This is a genomic window from Nocardioides sp. QY071 (assembly GCF_029961765.1).
Taxonomy (GTDB): Bacteria; Actinomycetota; Actinomycetes; order Propionibacteriales; family Nocardioidaceae; genus Nocardioides.
In genome coordinates, this window is the sequence record NZ_CP124681.1 from 5,384,504 (window position 1) to 5,402,912 (window position 18,409).

Below are 18,409 nucleotides of genomic sequence, written 5' to 3' on the forward strand. Positions count from 1 at the left end.
CCCCTCGTTTTGTGGAGATCGCGTGACCTGTCCGTGGATCTCCCGTGGCGTCGTCCTCCCTAGCGTTGAGGACGAGCCTCACCCCGTAGCCCGACCCGTCACGAAGGACGCCCCATGCGACTCCCGACCGCCCTGCGACTGGCCGTCCTCGGCCTGCTCGGCGCGTGGCTGGTCCTGGCGTCCACGACGTCCTCGGACGCGACCTTCGTGCGCTCGACGACGAACACCGCGACAGTGCGGGCCGCGGACGACTGGACGCCTCCGGCTGTCAGCCTCGCCTCGCCGGGGACGCCGGTGCAGGGCACCGTGACGCTGAGCGCGACGGTCACCGACGCGGAGTCGGCGATCACCTCCGTCGTCTTCCAGTACCTCGCGCCGGGCGCGAGCACCTGGACCACGGCCTGCACGACCGCCGCCGCGCCGTACACCTGCGCCTGGAACACCCGCGCCAGTGCCGACGGCGGCTACGACCTGCGGGTCCGCGCGGTCAACGGGGCCGGCTACTCGTCCGTCTCGGACGTGGTCAGCACGACCGTCGCCAACAACGTCCTCGTCGTGCTCGGCGACCCCGGAGACGTCGTGCGCGGCAGCGTCGCGCTCAGGTCCACCGTCTACAACGGCGGCCTGCTGCCGTGGCTGGTCACGGTCCAGTACACGACCAACGGCGGCACCAGCTGGAAGACGCTGTGCAGCGGGCTGAGCGCGCCGTTCACCTGCACCTGGTCGACGACCGGCTTCGCCAACGACTCCTTCGACCTGCGGGCCGTCGCCACCTCGGGGCTGTCCTCGGCCACCTCGGCCGTCGTCAGCGACGTGCTCGTCGACAACGCCGCGCCCACGGTCGCGATGGTCGACCCCGGCACTCCCCTCAGCGGTACGGCGACCTTCGCCGCCACCGCGAGCGACGCGGGCTCGGGCGTGCAGCAGGTCGTGCTGCAGTACGCCCCGGCCGGCGGCGGCTTCCAGAGCCTGTGCGTGCTGACGGTGGACCCCTGGTCCTGCCGCTTCGCGACGACCTCGCTGGCCGACGGCAGCTACGCCTTCCGGGCGGTGGCGACCGACGTGGCCGGCAACATCGCGACCTCCGCGGCCGTGACCGGCCGGGTCGTCGACAACACCGTCTCCTCGGTGTCCCTCGACGACCCGGGCGCCTTCCTGTCCGGCCGGGCGACGATCACGGCCCAGGGCAGCTCGACCGCGGGCGTGACCTCGGTCCGGGTCCAGTACGCCGCGACCGGGACGTCCACCTGGACCGACATCTGCACCGCCGCCGCGGCGCCGTACTCCTGCGCCTGGGACACCACCGCGGTCCCGAACGGCTCCTACGACCTGCGCGCCGTGCTGACCGACGGCCGGGGCGCGACGGTCACCTCGGCGGTGCTCAGCGCTCGCAAGGTGGACAACAGCCGGCTCCGCGCCGTCGACGTGCAGAGCGCCAACGGCGAGGGCACCGCCGGCCGGGTCGACGCCGGCGACACGCTGACCCTGACCTACAGCGACGTCGTCGCCCCCGGCACCATCAGCGCCGGGTGGACCGGCGCCGCCCTTCCGGTGACCCTGCGGCTGCGCGACGGCAACCTGCTCGGCGGCACCAGCAAGAGCGACGCGATCGACGTGCTCCGCAACGGCTCCACCGTGCAGCTCGGCTCGGTCGGACTGCGCGAGGACTACGTCAAGGGACGCAAGACCGCGCTGTTCAACGCCACGATGACCACGACCACACTCACCGTGGACGGGGTGGACCGCACGGTCGTGACGATCACCGTCGGGTCGCTGGCGAGCGGCAACGGCCTGCGCACCGTGACGACGCCCTCGACGATGGTGTGGACGCCGTCGACGGCGGTGCTGGCCACGACCGGCGGTGCCTGCGCGGCGACCCCGGTCTCCGAGTCCGGCACAGCCGACCGGGAGTTCTGATGGGTGCACCCACCCGTGGCTCGTGGACGGCGGCGGCGCTCACCGCGGCGCTCGGCCTCGGCCAGGCGTGGTGGGCGCTCGGCGGCGACCACGTCGCGACGAGCGCGCTGGTCCTCGCCCCGCTCAGCCTGCTCGCCGCGGCCGCGCTGGCCCGGGTCAACTGCCTCGAGACGCGGCTGGCCGTGGTCCTCGTCGTGGGCGCACCGCTGCTGCTCACCGCCCTCGCGCTCACCATCGGGCTGCCGGGGCAGCCGCGGCACGACCTCGACCCGGCCGCGCTCGTCGGCATGGCGGTGCCGCTCGCGGTGCTGGCCGCGATCGACGCCGACCGCCGGATCCGCACCCACCGGGCGCGGGTGGCCGGTGCGCGCGACGACGACCCCTATGCTCGGTGAGGTGCCTGTGCGCCTGCTGATCGTCGAGGACGACGACGCCATCGCCGCCCCGCTCGTGCGCGCGGTCCAGCGCGAGGGGTACGACGTCGACCGGGTCGCGGCCGGCCGGCCGGCGATCGACCGGGTCGCCGGCGGCGGCATCGACCTGCTGCTCCTCGACCTCGGCCTGCCCGACATGGACGGTCTCGACGTGTGCCGTCAGGTCCGGGCCGACGGCTTCGAGGGCGGCATCGTCATCCTCACCGCGCGGGCCGGTGAGCTCGACCGGGTCGTGGGCCTCGACGTCGGCGCCGACGACTACCTGGCCAAGCCGTTCAGCCTCTCCGAGCTGCTCGCGCGGGTGCGGGCCCTGCTGCGCCGCTCACACCGGCCCGCGGTGGTCGCCGACCCCGACGTGATCGCGACGCCCGCCCCCGGCCCCGCACCCACTGCGCCGGCCGCGGAGACCTTCCGACTCGACCGGGACGCCCGCCGCGCCTGGGTCGGCGGGAGCGAGCTGTCCCTGACCGCCAAGGAGTTCGACGTCCTCGCCCTGCTCGACGATCGCCGCGGCGCCGTGGTCACCCGTGAGGACCTGATGGCCCGGGTCTGGGACGAGAACTGGTTCGGGTCGACCAAGACCCTCGACACCACGGTCGGCCGGCTGCGCCAGAAGCTGGTCGACGGCGACGCCCCGATCCGGCTCGACACCGTGCGGGGCGTCGGGTTCCGGTTGGAGGAGGACTGAGCACCGATGCGTGACCGGCTGGTCCTCGCGTTCGTCGGCCTCACGATCGCCGTGATCGGCCTGTACGGCGTACCGCGGGCCTACTTCCTCGCCGACCTGGTCCGCGACCAGGCCCGCAGCGGCCTGACCGGCAGCGCGGCGGTGCTCGAGGACCTGGTCGCCGAGAGGACGCGCGGCGGCGGCGAGGTCGACGAGGACCTGCTCCGCGGGGGACTGGTGGCCGCCGACCGGGTCGAGCTGGACCGGCCGTCGGGGACGCCGATCGTGGTGGGCGACCCCGCGACCGACGCCGAGGACGTCACGGTGACGCGGCAGCTCGCCGACGGCAGCACCCTGCGGTTGAGCGTCACCGGCGATTCGATCGGCGCGAGCATCCGCGAAGCCCTGCTGCCCCTGGTCGTCCTCGGCCTGGCGCTGGCACTCGCCGCGGGGGTGCTGGGCGTGCTCATCGCCCGCCGCCTCTCGCGCCCCTTCCAGGACCTCGCCGGGTTCTCCCGCGACCTGGGGCACGGCCGGTTCGACATCGACGTGCCGACGTACGCCGTCCCGGAGGCCGACGCGATCGGCACCTCCCTGCGCGGCGCGGCCACCCGGCTCGACGACCTGGTTCGCCGGGAGCGCGAGTTCGCCGCCAACGCCTCCCACCAGCTGCGTACGCCGATCACCGCCCTTCGCCTCAACCTCGAGGACCTGACCCTGTGGCCGGAGACCGACCCCGCGGTCGCCGTCGAGCTGGAGCGCGGGCTCGGCGAGCTCGACCGGCTCAGCGGCTCGATCGACCAGCTGCTCGACCTGGCCCGCGGCCGCCGGATCGAGGCGCAGCAGGTGGTCGACCTCGTCGCCGTGGTGGAGGCGAGCGCGGCACGCTGGTCGCGGCGGCTGGCCGCGGAGTCGCGGGAGCTGGTCACCGGGCAGGTCGGGCGACGCTCGCGGACCCGGGTGCCGATCGGGCCACTGGAGCAGGTGCTCGACGTCCTCATCGACAACGCCCGCAAGCACGGCCACGGCACGATCAGCGTCGAGGTCCGCGACGCCGACACCCACCTGGAGGTCGTCGTCGGCGACGAGGGCACCCCGCAGCTGGGCCCCGAGGTGTTCCGGCGCGGGGTGAGCAGCGGGACCGGCGGCTCCGAGGGGATCGGCCTGGCCGTCGCAGCGGAGCTCGCCGAGGTGTGCGGCGGCCACCTGTCGCTCGACCCGGCCTCGGCCACCACGCGGTTCGTGCTGTGGCTCCCGCCGCGCGACCGGACCGTCACCCGGCCAGCTGTCCCCGCTTCCTGAGCAGGAAGGCGCGCTCGGCCTGGTTGTCGCACACGGCCAGCGCGGCGTCGTACTGCTCCCGCGCGGCGGCGCTGCGACCGAGCCGGCGCAGCAGCTCGGCACGGGTGGCGTGCCAGGCGTGGTAGCCGTCGAGCGGCAGCCGCTCGACGATCGCGAGCGCGACCTCGGGGCCGTCGAGCTCGGCGACGGCGACGGCCCGGTTGAGCGCGACGATCGGCGACGGGTCGATGCGGGCGAGCTGGTCGTAGAGCGCGACCACCTGGGACCAGTCGGTCGCGGCGGCGGTCGGGGCGTCAGTGTGGACGGCGTTCACCGCGGCCAGGATCTGGTAGCGCCCAGGCCGGTTGGCCGCCAGGCAGGCCCGGACCAGGTCGTGGCCCTCCGCGATCAGCGCCCGGTCCCAGCCGCCGCGGTCCTGCTCCTCCAGCGGGACCAGCTCGCCGCCCCGGACCCGGGCCGTACGACGGGCCTCGGTGAGCAGCAGCATCGCCAGCAGGCCGGTGGCCTCGAGGTCGGTGGGCAGCAGCTGGTGGAGGATCCGCGCCAGCCGGATCGCCTCGCCGGTGAGCTCCGCGCGGACCGGGTCGCCGTCGCCGGAGGAGAGGTAGCCCTCGTTGAAGATCAGCAGCAGCACCGCGAGCACGGCACCCACCCGCGAAGGCAGGTCCTCGTCCTCCGGCACCCGGTAGGGGATGTTCGCGCCCTTGATCTTGGCCTTGGCGCGGGTGATCCGCTGCGCCATCGTCGTCTCCTGGACGAGGAAGGCGCTGGCGATCTCGGCGACGGTCAGGCCGCCGAGCAGGCGCAGGGTGAGCGCGATCCGTGCCTCCGGTGCGAGCGCCGGGTGACAGCAGGTGAAGATCAGCCGGAGCCGGTCGTCCTCGATGACGCCGGTCGGCTCGTGGGGTGTGTCGTCCTCGATCATGACGGCTGCCTGGTGCTTGCCATCGCGGAGCTTCTCGCGGCGGATGCGGTCGATCGCCCGGTTGCCGGCGGTGGTGGTGAGCCACGCGCCGGGATTGGGCGGCACGCCGTCCGCCGGCCACTTCTCGAGTGCGGTGACGAGCGCTTCCCCGGCCGCGTCCTCGGCGAGGTCGATGTCGCCGAAGCGGCGGACCAGGGAGGCGATCAGCCGGCCGTACTCGTCGCGGAAGATCCGTTCGACGGCTGCGCGGGGATCTCGTGACGGTCGCTGCGCGACCTCCTCGATCTCCGCGTTCATTCGGCCTGGAAGGGACGGACCTCGACCTTGCCCTGGCAGGCCTTGGACCCGGCGGCGGCGTACCGCATGGCGGTGTCGTGGTCGGGGACGTCGATGATCCAGAAGCCGCCGATGTGCTCCTTGGTCTCGAGGTAGGGGCCGTCGGTGACGACCGGGGCGTCGCCGGTGCCGTCGACGACGGACGCGGAGGTGACGGTCTCGAGCCCACCGCCGAACACCCAGACCCCGTCGGCCTGCAGCCCCTGGTTGAACCGGTCGGTGTCGGCGAACATCTGCTGCATCTGGTCCGGGGTGATCTCCTCGTAGTCGTCCTCGTTGCCGTGCACGGACAGCAGGTACTGCGTCATGGGGATCTCCTGATCTCGGTCGGTGTGGGACGGCCCCGATGGCCGCCACCCACCCCCTCCACGAACGAGGGATGCTCGATACGACAGCCTCGCAACGATTTCTCTCTCAGGCCAGCCGCTCGGTCAGGTGGACCTCGACGGAGTCGCCGGCGCGCTTGCCCGACTCGACCCGCAGCGCGTTGGCGACCGGCAGCTTGTGGGTGCCGTCGCCGAGCGCCATGAAGGAGGTCTCGAAGGGCGTGCCGTCGACGGTGCCGCGGACCTTGACCCGGCCGCGGGTGCCGAACCGGTCGACCGACTCGGGCCAGATCACGTAGGTCCAGCCGCCCTTGGCGTCGCTCTCGCGCAGTGTCTCGGTGAAGGTGATGTCGAGCGGTCCGACGCCGCTCCGCTCTGGTGTGGTCATGGTGGTGTCGACCGTCGCGGTGGGGCCGATTCATCGGCGCGGGCCCACGCTCCGTAGCCTGCTCCCGTGGGAATCCGCGGGATGCTGGCCGACACCCGGCCGCTGCAGAACCCGCACTTCCGGCGGCTGTGGTCGGCCAACATCATCACCGTCGTCGGTGCCCAGCTCACGGTGGTGGCGGTGCCGGCCCAGATCTACGCCGACACAGGCTCGTCGGCGTACGTCGGCCTGACCGGTGTCTTCGGCCTGGTCCCGCTCGTGGTGTTCGGCCTGTGGGGCGGCGCGCTGGCCGACCACTTCGACCGGCGCACGATGCTGCTCGTCACGACCTGCGGGCTGATCGGCACCGCGGCGCTGTTCTGGCTGCAGGCGGCGCTGGGGATGAGCAATGTGTGGCTGCTGCTCGGGCTGTTCTCGGTTCAGCAGGCGTTCTTCGCGGTCAACCAGCCGACCCGATCGGCGGTGCTGCCGCGGCTGCTCGACGCCGAGGTGCTGCCGGCGGCCAACTCGCTCAACATGACCGTGATGCAGGCCGGCGCCATCGGCGGCCCCCTGATCGCGGGCATCCTGATCCCGTTCACCGGCTTCGCGTGGCTGTACGCCGGCGACGCGGTCTCGCTGCTCGCGACCCTGTGGGCGGTGGTCCGGCTGCCCGCCCTGCCGATCGAGGGGATCGCCACCGGGACACCCGGGCTGCGCTCGGTCATCGAGGGCATCGCCTACCTGCGCGGCCAGCCGGTGCTGATGATGTCCTTCGTCGTCGACATCATCGCGATGGTCTTCGGCATGCCCCGGGCGCTGTTCCCGGAGATCGCCCACGAGAGCTTCCTCGGCCCCGACGAGGGCGGTCTCGCCTTCGCGCTGCTGTTCGCCGGCATCCCCGCGGGTGCGGTGCTGGGCGGCGTCTTCTCCGGCTGGGTCTCGCGGATCTCGGCGCAGGGCCGGGCGGTCGTGTGGTGCATCGTCGTGTGGGGCCTGGCGATGGTCGGCTTCGGCCTCGCGGTGCTCGGCGCGGACGCGACCCCCGGGGCCGCCCGCGGGTGGCTCGTGGTCGCCGTCCTCATGCTCGTCGTCGGCGGCGCCGCCGACATGGCCTCGGCCGCCTTCCGCACCTCGATGCTGCAGACCGCGGCCGCCGACGAGGTCCGCGGACGGCTGCAGGGCATCTTCGTCGTGGTCGTCGCCGGCGGCCCGCGGATCGCCGACGTCGCGCACGGCGCCACCGCCGCCATGGTCGGTACGGCGACCGCGGCAGCGGGCGGCGGCGTGCTGGTGGTCGTGCTGGTGGTCGTGGCGGCGCTCGCCGTGCCGACGTTCGTGCGCTACCGGATCACGTCGGCGGGCGGGTCCGCGCCGCGTATCTGACGAATGGGCTGCGAAATCCGCCGGATCTCGACCCATTCGTCAGATGCGCGGGGAACAGCCCGACCACACGCACACCGTCCGCTACCGGATCACCTCGACGACCGCCTGAGGTCCGCCGACCACCCAGGCCCGCCAGGGTGAGCGCGGGGTGACCCGGTGGTCCGGGTCGACGCCGACGATCCGGCCGCCCGGCAGGGTCAGCGTGACGTGCCGGTCCTCCTCGTCGAGACGGGCGTGGGCGGCGAGGTCCGGTGGGAGCCGCCAGGCGCCGGCGTCCCAGTCCCAGGCCGACGAGTGGCCGTGCACCTGGCTGAACGGCAGTGTCCTCCCGGCCCAGGAGATCGCCAGCTCGCTCGCGGCGGCGGCCCACAGCGGACCGGCCAGCGGGTCGGGGTCGCGGCCCTGCATCATGGCGCCGGCGCGGAACAGCGCGGGATCGTCACCGAGCGCGCGGATCGCGGCGACCGCCTCCGCCACGCCGTCGGGCGCACCCAGCACCGACCGCCAGAACGCCGAGGTCGCGCCGGCGTGGGTGACGAGGAGCTGCTCGCCGTCGACGGACAGCCCGACCGACGGGACCATCAGACCCTCGCGCCACCACGCCTGCACGCGGTCCGAGGCTCGCGGGTCCAGCGTGGGCGACCACTGGAAGGCGGCGCGGCGGACGTACTGCGCCTCGTGGTTGCCGATCAGCTGCACCCACTGCCCGGGCTGCTGGCGCAGGTAGCCGTCGACCTGGCGCACCACCTCCTCAGACTCCGGCCCGCGGTGGACCAGGTCACCGACCTGCACGATGCTCAGGCCGGGCGGGAGCGGACCCCGCCCCTCGTCCGGTACGCCGAGCCGGGCCAGCTCGGCGCGCAGCTCGCCGAGGTGCCCGCCGATGTCGCCGATCACGGCCACCCGCGGTGACGGCGCGGTCATCGGCCCCAGCGCTCCGGGTCGTCGTACAGCGCGATGTTGTCCATCCGCCGCTGTACGGCGGCGATCTCGCGGACCGCTCGGGTGATGATGCTGCGGTCGATCGCGGAGACCGCGTGCAGGTCGACCAGGTCGCTGGGGGCCCGGCCCTGCTCGACCTGGCGCAGCTGGTGGCGCAGCCGGACCCGCTGCAGCGTCTCGAACACCTCGACCAGGGCGAGCGCCTGCGGGGCCGGGAGGGCGGTCGTGCCGGAGGCGGCGCGGAGCCGCTCGGTGGTCGGCAGCGCGGACGACCCGACGCTCAGCGCGGCCCACCGGGCGAGGTTGACGATCGGCAGCAGGGCATGGGTCTTGAGGTCGAAGTGGTCGCGGCCACGGCCGGCGACGAGGTCGCGCAGCGAGCGCATCCGGGCCCGCCGCGACAGGGACTCCTGGAGCAGCAGCCGCATCGTGCCGGGGTGCCCGCGCATCCCGGCAACTACCTGCGCCACCGCCGGGAGGCCGGGGTCGCCGTAGATCGGGCGGCCGTCGACGAGCAGCGAGGTCATCATCGCGCCGTTGTTGCGGTCCGGCGCGGCCAGCCACTGCTCCCCCGCCGCGCGCCAGGCCGCGTTGGTGCGGGAGAAGGCGTCGCGGGCCGCCGTGGCACCGTGCTGGTCGCCGGTGAGACCGGCAGCGGCGAGGGCGTCGGCGATCTCGCCGAAGACGTGCCGGTAGCGCACGATGTCGTCGGCCGTCACCGCGTCGTCGAACGCGGCGGCCGAGTCGATGTCGGAGCTGGGGACCGCCTCGCCACGGCCGTTGCTGCCCAGCGAGAGCCAGGTGAACGCGTCCGGGTCGAGGGCGGGATGGCGGGCGAAGGCGAGCTCGATCATCCGGCGCACGGTCGTGTCGAGCATCGCCGTGTGCACCCGGATCACCTTGCCGGACGCGAGCCCACCGTCGAGCAGCGTCGCCAGTACGCCGGGGATCCCCCGCGCCCGCTCCTGCAGCTCCTCGACACTCGCGGCCCGGCGCAGCTGCTCGTGCAGGGACACCCCCGCGGTCGTCGACGACACCACGAAGTCGCGCGGCTCGACCGAGCCGCGCAGCGTGCCGTCACGGTCGACGACCAGCACGTAGTCGGCCTTCCGGTCGAGCAGCAGGATCAGCGCCTCGGCGGCCGAGGACCCGCTGACCACCTGGTGCGGGGTCTCGCCGGAGACCAGCTCGCCGACCGCCGTGCCGGCGGCGACGTCACCGGCCAGCACCCGCTCGCGCAGCACCCGGTCGGTCACCATCCCCCAGCCGTGCGGCAGCCGGACGGCGGCGTACCCGTGCCGGGCGGCGGTCATCGCCCGCGCGACGTCGACCACCGGCTCGGTGGGGTCGACGACGACCGGCTCGCTGACGACGAGCTCGTCCACGACGACGTACGCCGGGGACTCCGAGGCGGGCGGCCCCGCCAACCGGTCCGGTACGACGACCGGCCGGTCCCCCGCCAGCAGCTCCGAGACCCGGGCGGCCGGGAGCCGGATCACGGTCACGGCGCCGGCGGCGACCGCCAGCGGCCCGATCGCCCGCCCGGTCAGGGTCGCGTCGAGGCCGAACACGTCGTGCGGCCCGAGCACGAAGTCGGGTTCCTCGGGCTCGCCCTCCGGGTCGACCCACAGCGCGACCTCGCCCGCCACGACGACGAAGACGTGCCGCGGGGTGGCCGTGAACGCGTCGAGCAGCACCTCCTGGTCGGCGTGCTCCTCGACCTTGGCGGCGCTGCCGAGTGCGGCCACCTCGGCGTCGGCGAGCTGGTCGAACGGCGGGGTGGCCCGCAGTGCGGCGAGCACCTCGGGCGAAGGAACCGGCACGGGTGCGGGATCAGGCCGTGCCGGGCTTCGGCGGGTCGGGGATCTCGTAGCCCGAGTCGCCGACCGACTGCTTCAGCGCGGCCTCCCAGGAGCCGTCGTCGACGTACTGCTCCAACGCCGCGTCGACCTGGTCGACCAACTCCTGGTCGCCCTTCTTGACCCCGATGCCGTAGCGCTCGTCGGTGAAGCCGTCGCCGACCACCTTGAGCTTGCCCTTGTACTTCTCCTCGCTCGCATAGCCGGCCAGGATCAGGTCGTCGGTCGTGACCGCGTCGACGCTGCCGTCCAGCAGCGCGGCGACGCACTCGGAGTAGCGCGGGTACTCCTTGAGCGTGATGTCGCCCTTGTAGTTCTCGCGCACGTAGTCCGACGACGTGGTGCCCGTGACCGAGCACAGGGTGCGCCCGTCGAGGGTCTCGGGGCCGGTGATCTCCGTGTCGTTGCGGCGGATCAGCAGGTCCTGGTGGGCGACGAAGTAAGGCCCGGCGAAGTCGACGTCCTGCTTGCGCTCGTCGGTGATCGAGTATGTCGCGACGACCAGGTCGGCCTTCCCGCTCTCGAGCAGCTGCTCGCGCTCGCCGGGGTCGGCCCGCACCCAGGTGATGTCCTTCGCGTCGACCCCGAGCGCCTTCGCGACGTAGGTCGCCGTGTCGACGTCGAACCCGCTGTAGGTCTCGCCCGACCTGAACCCCACGCCGGGCTCGTCGAACGAGATGCCGATGGTGAGCCTGCCGCCCTCCTGGGCGCCCTTCACCAGGTCGGGGGTCTTGATCTCGCCGTCGCCGCCGCAGCCGGCGAGGGTGGTGGCGAGGACCGCCAGGACGATCGCGATGCCGCTGCGCACGGGTGTCCTCCTCATCCCTCGACCCCCTCGACTCCGTCGACACTGCCGCCCATCGGGAGTGGCTCCTCGTCGGCGTACCGCGGACCGTCGTTGGTCCACACCGACTGCATCCGCCCGCCGGTGTCGGCGGCGACCTTCGGCCTGACGGCTATCCACCCGATCCACAGCACCAGCGCGATGACGGGGATGCCGATCACGACGACGAGGAAGGTCGTCTTGTGCCAGAAGTACGGCGAGCTCTGCCACCCGGAGACGGCGAGCCCGACGATCACCAGGGCCAGGAAGACCAGCCCGATGATCGACGTCCACGGCGACCATGGCGCCTGGAAGGGACTCGGTGGGACCACCCCTCTGTCGGAGAGCTGCCGCAGCCGGATCTGGCACAGGAAGATCGAGGCCCAGGTGAAGACCACGCCGATCGCGGCGGCCTCGAGCGCGATCTCGAAGGCGTCGGGGGCCAGCGCGTTGAGCAGGGCGCCGAAGACGTAGACGATCGAGGTCATCGCGATGCCCGCCCACGGCACGCCGGACTCGCTCATCTTGAGCGTGAACGCCGGCGCCTGCTTGGACATGCCGAGGCTGCGCAGCACCCGGCCGGTCGAGTAGAGGCCGGAGTTGAGGCTCGACATGGCGGCGACGATGAGGATCACCTGGATCGCCGCGCCCATCCAGTTCAGGCCGAGGCGGTCGAAGACGGTGACGAACGGGCTGATGCCGGGCTTGAACTCGGAGGTCGGCAGCATGCAGACGAGCAGCAGGATCGAGCCGCAGTAGAAGACCGCGATCCGCATGATGACCGCGTTGACGGCCTTGGGCACCTCGCGATGCGCGTCCTCCATCTCGCCCGCCGCGACGCCGACCATCTCGATCGCGGCGTACGCGAACACGACGCCGGACATCACGAGGATCGGGCCGTACCAGTAGAAGCCGTCGGAGGCCGGCCAGAACCCGCCGGGGTTGCTCCACAGGTTGGAGACGCCGGCCTCGTGGCCGCCGATGTCGAAGGTGCCGATCACCACGACCAGGCCCACGACGAGGAACACGACGATCGCGGCGACCTTGAGGATCGCGGCCCAGAACTCGAACTCGCCGAACGCGCGGGCGGAGAGCAGGTTGATCGTCAGCACGACCGCGAGCGCGACCAGCACCGTCGCCCAGGCGGGCAGGTTCGGGAACCAGTACTGCATGTAGAGCCCGACCGCCGAGAGCTCGGCGATACCGGTCAGCGCCCAGTTGAGCCAGTACATCCAACCGGTGACGTACGCCGCCGCCTCGCCGTAGAACTCGCGCATGTACGACACGAACGCGCCCGATGTCGCGCGGTGCAGCACCAGCTCGCCGAGGGCCCGCATCAGGAAGTAGGCGATGACGCCCACGAACGCGTAGCTGAACAGCAGTGCCGGACCGGTGCTGTGCAGCCGGCTGGCCGAGCCCAGGAACAGGCCGGTGCCGATGGCGCCGCCGATCGCGATCATCTGGACGTGCCGGCGGCCGAGCGTCTGCTTGTAGCCGACCTGCTCCGCGTCGAGCGCCGACTGCGCGCCACTCACCTGGGTCATCCGCGCCCCTCCTTGGTCCGGGCCTGCCCCCGAGTGGGCCGGCTCACGATCCGCGTCTGGGCATCGTGCACCCGCCGGGGGTGCCCTGACCAGTACTACTGAGGGTCGGGCGTGTTGCCGGCAAGGACCGCCAGGGCGGCGCCGGCGACGCCGAGGGCAGCGAGGACGACGAAGAGCCCCGTCACGCTGCCCGTCGCGGCGATGACGGCGGCGCCGAAGGCGGGCGAGAGCGCGGCGGCGACGCCGACGGGTGCGTTGTAGACGCCGTTGAGCGCGGCGTACCGCTCCGGTCCCCAGTGGTCGCTGACCACCGTGGCGCCGACGAGGGTGAACAGGCCGCGGGCGGCACCCGCCAGCACCGCGACCACGATCAGCAGCGGCACCGGCCCGGGCACCAGCGCCAGGGCGAGGACGAGCACCGCCAGCAGCTCCATCACCAGCGCCGCGCGCGGGTTGGTGGGGAGGCGGCGCTGGAGGGGGGCGTACAGCAGGCGGCCGACCACCTGGCCCGCGCCGCTGAGCCCGAGCGCCCACGCGGCCAGCTGGACGCTCATCCCGCGGTCGAGGAGCAGCGGCACCAGGTGGACCAGCGAGGCGAACATGACCAGCGTGGTCAGCGCGCCGGACGCGCACACCAGCACGAAGGTGCGGCTGGCCAGGACCTCGCGGTCGGTGCGGGAGCGCTCGTGGGTGCCGTGCTCGAGGGCGGCGGGCCGCCAGGGCAGGCGCAGCACCAGCGCGTGCGCGGGCCCGGTGAGGACGAGCATGATCGCGCCGAGGACGACGTACGTCGCCCGCCAGCCCCATTCGGCGTCGAGGAAGGCGACCAGCGGCGCGAAGATGGTCGAGGAGAACGCCGCGGCCAGGGTCAGTGTCGTGATCGCGCGGACGCGCTGGTCGCCGTACCACTGGGTGAGGGCGGCGAATGCCGGCGGGTAGAACGTGCCGGCACCGGCCGCGCCCGCGATCAGCCAGCCGAGCGTGAACACCGGCAGATTCGGCGCGGCGGCGATGACGACGACGCCGAGCGCGCCGAGGACGCTGCCGGCGGTCATCACGACCCGCGGGCCGCGGCGCTGGATGACCCGGCCGGCCAGGACGCCGGCCAGCGCACCGGCCAGGCTGCCCACCGAGAAGACCGTGGTGACCGCGGCCGTGGACCAGCCGGTGTCGGCGCTGATTCCTGGGGCGAGGACCGTGAAGGAGTAGTAGAGGACGCCGTACGCGACGGTGACCGTGACGCAGAGCGTGACCAGGACGCCGCGAGCGCGCGGGTCCACGGTGCTCTCGGTCATGTCCCGGCCATTCTCGGGCACGCGTGAGCGGCCGGTTCGGCAGGGTGCTGCACGATGGGAGGCGTGACGGTGACGTCCCTGCTCGAGTCCGACCTGCCCCTCGCGGCCGCGCCCATGGCCGGCGGCCCCTCCACCCCCGCCCTCGAGGCGGCCGTGACCGCGGCCGGCGGGTTCGCGTTCCTGCCGGCCGGCTACCTGTCGGCGGATGCCTTCGCCGACCGGCTGACGGCCGCGCACGCGACCGGGTCACCCTTCGGGGTCAACCTGTTCGTGCCCCAGCCGGGGGCGATCGCGCCCGACGCCTACCGCGCCTATGCCGAGGCGATCCGGGACGAGGCGGAGGCGCTGGGCGTCGACCTCCCCGCCGAGCCGCGCCACGACGACGACGCGTGGCGCGAGAAGGTCGCGCTGCTGGTGGCGCACCCGGTGCCGGTGGTGTCGCTGACCTTCGGCCTCCCATCCGCTGCCGACATCACCGCGCTGCGGGCCGCGGGCTCGCGGGTGCTGGCGACGGTGACCACCCCGGAGGAGGCACGCGCCGCCGAGGACCTCGGCGTCGACGGGCTGGTCGTGCAGGGACCGGCCGCCGGTGGGCACAGCGGCACCTTCGACCCGCGCCGCACCATCACCGACGCCGCGACCGCCGACGTGGTGCGGGCGGTGGCCGGCGTGACCCGGCTCCCGCTCGTCGCGGCCGGCGGGGTGACCGGGCCGGTCGACGTACGGGACCTGGTGGGGGCGGGCGCCGAGGCGGTCGCGGTCGGCACGCTGCTGCTCCGCGCCACCGAGGCCGGTACGACGGCCACCCACCGCGGCGCGCTCGCCGACCCCGCCTTCACCACCACGGTCCTGACCCACTCCTTCACGGGGCGACCGGCGCGGGCGCTGCGCAACGGCTTCGTGGAACGCCACCACGCGCACGCGCCGTACGGGTATCCGGAGCTGCACCACCTCACCCGCGAGCTGCGCCGGACCGCCGCCACGACCGGCGATCCGCACCGGCTGCACTTGTGGGCGGGCACGGGCTGGCGCAGTGCGGAGGAGCGGCCGGCAGGGGAGATCGTGCGGGACCTGGCCGCTGGGCTCTGAGTCCGGCCGGCCGCCCGGCATGTAACACGCTGTCCACCCGACTACCCGGTGGTTCTCAGCAGCGGGGCCGGCGTGTCGTCGGCGTGTCGCGCTGAGAACCGGCGACCAGTCGGGTGGACAGCGTGTTACTTGAGCGCAGGGGCCGAGGCGCGGATCAGCCCGCCAGCAGCCCCTTCACGTACGCCGCCTGCCCGGCGTGCTGCGCACAGTCGTCGACCACGCTGACCAGCCGGACGCCGAGCGTGACCGGCGGGTCCCAGCGGGTGTCGACGACCCGGTCGAGGTCGTCGGCGCCGACCGCGCCGACGAAGCCCAGGGTGCGCGCATGGGTGGCACGGTAGTAGTCGAGCAGCAGCCCGGCAGGCGCGAGGACCGTACCGACCTGGGCGCTGGTGTGGCCGTAGCCGATGTCGCGCGGGTCGAGCGGCAGGGCGAACCTGTCGGCGAAGCCGTCGTCGGTCCAGACCTGGCCCGTCCCGGCGACGTGGGCGACATGGTCGTCCTGCACCCGGGTCAGGTGCCAGACCAGCCACGCGATGCTGTTGGCATCGGGGCCGGGGCGCTGGGCGAGGAGCGCGTCGTCGGCGCCGTCGAGAACGGTCTCGACGACGCCGAGGACACGGGAGAAGGCATCGGTCAGCAGGTCGGCTGGGGTCATGCCACCGACGCTACGCCGAGGCCGCCGGCGGCTGAGGGACGAAGCCGCGGTCAGGGGCCGAAGGTCGAGGAGCGCCGACGAGCTCGCGCCGCGAAGCAAGCGAGGTCGTGGCACGTCACGAGACCAGGCGAGGCGCTGTCGGGACTGACGGCAGACAGTCCCGGCAGCGCGGTCAGACGTCTCGTGACGGTTGTTGCGCAACTCCTCGACGTCCGAGGTCTCGTGACCCCCTCGACATCGGTGCGTAGCACTCAGCGGATGAGCTCGTCGAGCCGGTTGTAGACGTCGGCCGAGCCCTGGAGCACGCGGCTCTCGCGGCCGTCGATCGACACCGGGACGGGTCCCTGCACGGTGATCCGGCGTACCTCGCGCAGCTGGGTGTCGAAGTCGGCGGTCGCGTAGTGCTGCGTGGCGCGGTTGTCCCAGATCGCGACGTCGCCCTCCTCCCACGTCCAGCGGATCGTGTTCTCGAGCTTGGTCACCCGGTCCTGGAGCAGGTTGAAGAGGGTCGAGGACTCCTTGGAGTTGAAGCCGACGAAGTTCTTCACGAAGTGGCCCAGCAGCAGCGCGCGCTCGCCGGTCTCCGGGTGGATCCGCACCACCGGGTGCTCGGTCTGGTAGACCGTCGAGGCGAACTCCGCGCGGCTGAACTGGGTGTTGGCCTCGCCCTCCTCGGTGTAGTGGTTGGCGTAGTCGTAGTCGTTGGTGTGCACGGCCCACAGGTCGTCGACGAGCGCCTTGAGCTGCGGCGGGAGGGTCTCGTACGCCGTCACGGTGTTCGCCCAGACCGTGCTGCCGCCGTACGCCGGGATGGTCACGCCGCGCAGGATCGAGAACGCCGGCACCCGGTCGACGAAGGTGACGTCGGTGTGCCACGAGTTCGCGGCCATGCCCTGGGTGGCCTTGAGGGCGAGCACGCGGGCGCTGCCGGTGTTGACCGTCGGGTGGGCGGTGGTGAGCGGCCCGAGCAGCTCGCCGAACGCGATCTGCCCGTCGTCGTCGAGGTGGTCCTGGCCGCGGAAGAAGACGACCTTGTGCTCGCCCAGGGCCGCGCGGATCTCGGCGACGGTCTCCGGCGCGAGGTCGCCGCCGAGGCGCACGCCGTCGATGCGGGCGCCGATCCGGCTGCCCAGCTTGCTCACCGTGATGGTCGTGGGAGCGGCGGTCTCGCGGTCGAGGCTGATGGTCATGAGGCGTCCTTCGGGTCGCTGGGGAATCACTCGGAAGTCGAACGAGGCCCAACGGTGGGGACGAATCCCGCGCCGGACAAGGCTTTCGCTCACCGTGAGCCGAACCCGCCCGGATCGCGGGACGCGGTTGCACGGCCCCCGCCGTCATGATCTACAGTTTGTCGAGTAGATTGATAGACATTGCAGATCGGCGACCCGGAGGAGGTACGGCATGACGCGCTCACCGATCATCACCGTGTCCCGGGGCCGGTTCAGCTCCACGGCGACCCAGGTGCTCGAGCAGGTCCGGGCCGCGGGCCGCGCCTCCCGCGACGAGATCGCCGCCGCCACCGGCCTGAGCATCGCCACCGTCGGCCGCACCGCCGCCGTGCTCGTCGAGCGCGGCCTGCTCCGCGAGCGTCCCGACCTCGCCCGGCCCGGCGCGACCGGCCGGCCCGGCGTGCCGGTCGAGATCGACCCCGACCACTACGTCACCATCGGCGTCCATGTCGGGCGCCGGATCGCCACCGTCGCGCTCGGCGACCTGACCGGCCGGGTGCTGACCTCGACGACGGTACGACGCCCGCTCGGCAGCGAGCCCGACCTCGAGCAGCTCAGCCGGGAGGCCGCGACCCTGCTCGGCTCCCACCCCGGCCGGGTCCCGCTCGCGGCCGGGCTGGTCGCCCCCTGGCGGGAGATCGGCCTGCTCCCCACCGGGCGCGAGGCCGAGCTGCACGAACTCACCGGCCTCCCGGTCCGCACCGGAGACCACATCTCCGCGGTGGCGGCGGCGGAGTTCCTGCACCGCCGGCAGGGGCAGCAGGGCCGCGACAACGGCGGCCTGACCCTCTACCTCTACGCCCGCGACACCTTCGGCTGGTCGGTCGCCGTCGACCGCGGCGTGCAGACCGACGTCACCCGGGCCGCGAGCCTGACCCACTTCCCCACCGGCGCGGACGTCCCCTGCGCGTGCGGTCGCAGCGGCTGCCTCGCCGCGGCGCTCGACGTACTGCCGGACGTCGGGCGGGCCCGCGTCCTCGGCGCCGCGGCCGGCTCGGTGCGCGACATGCTCTCCCCCGACCGGGTGGTCCTGGTCGGCCAGGCCTTCACCGGCGACCCCGGCCTGCTCGACGTCATCGTCACGGCCTACGAGGAGCACACCGGCCTCGACCACCGGGTCCCCGTGTCGTTCACCCGCTTCGGCAGCGACATCCAGGCGATCAGCGCCTGCACCGTCGCCCTCGGTCCCGTCCTCGACGACCCGCTCGCCTGTGTCGAACTCACCGGTGTCGAGGCGGACGGCGCGTGTCGACCCGGCGCCTGACCACCCCTGCCCGCGACCGGGTCTCGTGACGGTCGCTGCGCGACCT

At 73.2% G+C, this 18,409-nt stretch carries 17 protein-coding genes; 7 read left to right on the forward strand and 10 right to left on the reverse strand.

Going from position 1 to position 18,409, the window contains the following annotated elements:
- Positions 1-114 precede the first annotated feature (114 nt).
- The 4 genes from QI633_RS25860 to QI633_RS25875 are packed head-to-tail and all read left to right on the forward strand — an operon-like array spanning position 115 to position 4,320.
- Positions 115-1,917: an Ig-like domain-containing protein gene (locus tag QI633_RS25860; RefSeq protein ID WP_141796739.1), complete on the forward strand. Its 1,803-nt coding sequence runs from the start codon at positions 115-117 to the stop codon at positions 1,915-1,917.
- Positions 1,917-2,312 (forward strand): hypothetical protein, encoded by a 396-nt coding sequence (locus QI633_RS25865; protein ID WP_282427569.1) that lies wholly within the window; start codon positions 1,917-1,919, stop codon positions 2,310-2,312. Before QI633_RS25860 ends, QI633_RS25865 begins: the two co-directional genes overlap by 1 nt.
- A complete protein-coding gene (locus tag QI633_RS25870; protein ID WP_141796737.1) occupies positions 2,302-3,039 on the forward strand; it encodes a response regulator transcription factor in 738 nt (245 codons plus the stop codon). The genes QI633_RS25865 and QI633_RS25870 overlap by 11 nt, the downstream gene beginning before the upstream one ends.
- 6 nt (positions 3,040-3,045) lie before the next feature.
- On the forward strand, positions 3,046-4,320 hold the full coding sequence (locus QI633_RS25875) for a HAMP domain-containing sensor histidine kinase (RefSeq protein ID WP_282427570.1): 1,275 nt from the start codon (positions 3,046-3,048) through the stop codon (positions 4,318-4,320).
- On the opposite strand, the gene QI633_RS25880 is transcribed toward QI633_RS25875, so the two are convergent.
- From QI633_RS25880 to QI633_RS25890, 3 genes are all read right to left on the reverse strand, one after another.
- Positions 4,292-5,542, reverse strand: a complete 1,251-nt coding sequence (locus QI633_RS25880) for an RNA polymerase sigma factor (protein ID WP_282427571.1) — start codon at positions 5,540-5,542, stop codon at positions 4,292-4,294. The genes QI633_RS25875 and QI633_RS25880 overlap by 29 nt on opposite strands.
- Positions 5,539-5,889, reverse strand: a complete 351-nt coding sequence (locus tag QI633_RS25885; protein ID WP_282427572.1) for a YciI family protein — start codon at positions 5,887-5,889, stop codon at positions 5,539-5,541. Before QI633_RS25885 ends, QI633_RS25880 begins: the two co-directional genes overlap by 4 nt.
- Positions 5,890-5,995: 106 nt before the next feature.
- The gene (locus tag QI633_RS25890) at positions 5,996-6,295 is read right to left on the reverse strand and encodes a DUF1905 domain-containing protein (protein ID WP_282427573.1); all 300 of its coding nucleotides are present in this window, start codon (positions 6,293-6,295) and stop codon (positions 5,996-5,998) included.
- Positions 6,296-6,361: 66 nt separating this feature from the next.
- On the opposite strand from QI633_RS25890, the gene QI633_RS25895 reads away from it, so the two are divergent.
- Positions 6,362-7,660 carry an MFS transporter gene (locus tag QI633_RS25895; protein WP_282427574.1) on the forward strand — a complete coding sequence of 433 codons (1,299 nt, stop codon included), beginning with the start codon at positions 6,362-6,364 and terminating at the stop codon, positions 7,658-7,660.
- An 81-nt stretch (positions 7,661-7,741) separates the two neighbouring features.
- Here QI633_RS25895 and QI633_RS25900 read toward each other — a convergent pair whose 3' ends face one another.
- The 5 genes from QI633_RS25900 to QI633_RS25920 all read right to left on the reverse strand — a co-directional run bounded on the left by QI633_RS25900 (position 7,742) and on the right by QI633_RS25920 (position 14,123).
- Positions 7,742-8,584 carry a metallophosphoesterase gene (locus QI633_RS25900; protein ID WP_282427575.1) on the reverse strand — a complete coding sequence of 281 codons (843 nt, stop codon included), beginning with the start codon at positions 8,582-8,584 and terminating at the stop codon, positions 7,742-7,744.
- Positions 8,581-10,425 carry a putative nucleotidyltransferase substrate binding domain-containing protein gene (locus QI633_RS25905; protein ID WP_282427576.1) on the reverse strand — a complete coding sequence of 615 codons (1,845 nt, stop codon included), beginning with the start codon at positions 10,423-10,425 and terminating at the stop codon, positions 8,581-8,583. The genes QI633_RS25900 and QI633_RS25905 overlap by 4 nt, the downstream gene beginning before the upstream one ends.
- Positions 10,426-10,435: 10 nt before the next feature.
- Positions 10,436-11,269, reverse strand: coding sequence for a glutamate ABC transporter substrate-binding protein (locus tag QI633_RS25910; RefSeq protein ID WP_282427577.1), 834 nt, complete (start codon positions 11,267-11,269; stop codon positions 10,436-10,438).
- Positions 11,270-11,280: 11 nt separating this feature from the next.
- The gene (locus tag QI633_RS25915) at positions 11,281-12,828 is read right to left on the reverse strand and encodes an amino acid permease (protein WP_282427578.1); all 1,548 of its coding nucleotides are present in this window, start codon (positions 12,826-12,828) and stop codon (positions 11,281-11,283) included.
- A gap of 95 nt (positions 12,829-12,923) precedes the next feature.
- Positions 12,924-14,123, reverse strand: a complete 1,200-nt coding sequence (locus tag QI633_RS25920) for an MFS transporter (protein ID WP_282427579.1) — start codon at positions 14,121-14,123, stop codon at positions 12,924-12,926.
- Positions 14,124-14,186: 63 nt separating this feature from the next.
- On the opposite strand from QI633_RS25920, the gene QI633_RS25925 reads away from it, so the two are divergent.
- Entirely contained in the window at positions 14,187-15,212 is a 1,026-nt protein-coding gene (locus QI633_RS25925; protein ID WP_282427580.1) for a nitronate monooxygenase, read from the forward strand.
- Positions 15,213-15,366: 154 nt separating this feature from the next.
- Here QI633_RS25925 and QI633_RS25930 read toward each other — a convergent pair whose 3' ends face one another.
- Positions 15,367-15,870, reverse strand: a complete 504-nt coding sequence (locus QI633_RS25930) for a DUF664 domain-containing protein (RefSeq protein ID WP_141796716.1) — start codon at positions 15,868-15,870, stop codon at positions 15,367-15,369.
- Between the two features lie 251 nt (positions 15,871-16,121).
- Positions 16,122-17,060, reverse strand: a complete 939-nt coding sequence (locus tag QI633_RS25935) for a TauD/TfdA family dioxygenase (RefSeq protein ID WP_141796715.1) — start codon at positions 17,058-17,060, stop codon at positions 16,122-16,124.
- 211 nt (positions 17,061-17,271) lie between these two features.
- Here QI633_RS25935 and QI633_RS25940 point away from each other — a divergent pair, with 211 nt between their 5' ends.
- Complete coding sequence (locus QI633_RS25940; protein ID WP_282427581.1) at positions 17,272-18,363, forward strand: ROK family transcriptional regulator; 1,092 nt, start codon at positions 17,272-17,274, stop codon at positions 18,361-18,363.
- The last annotated feature ends 46 nt before the right edge of the window (positions 18,364-18,409 follow it).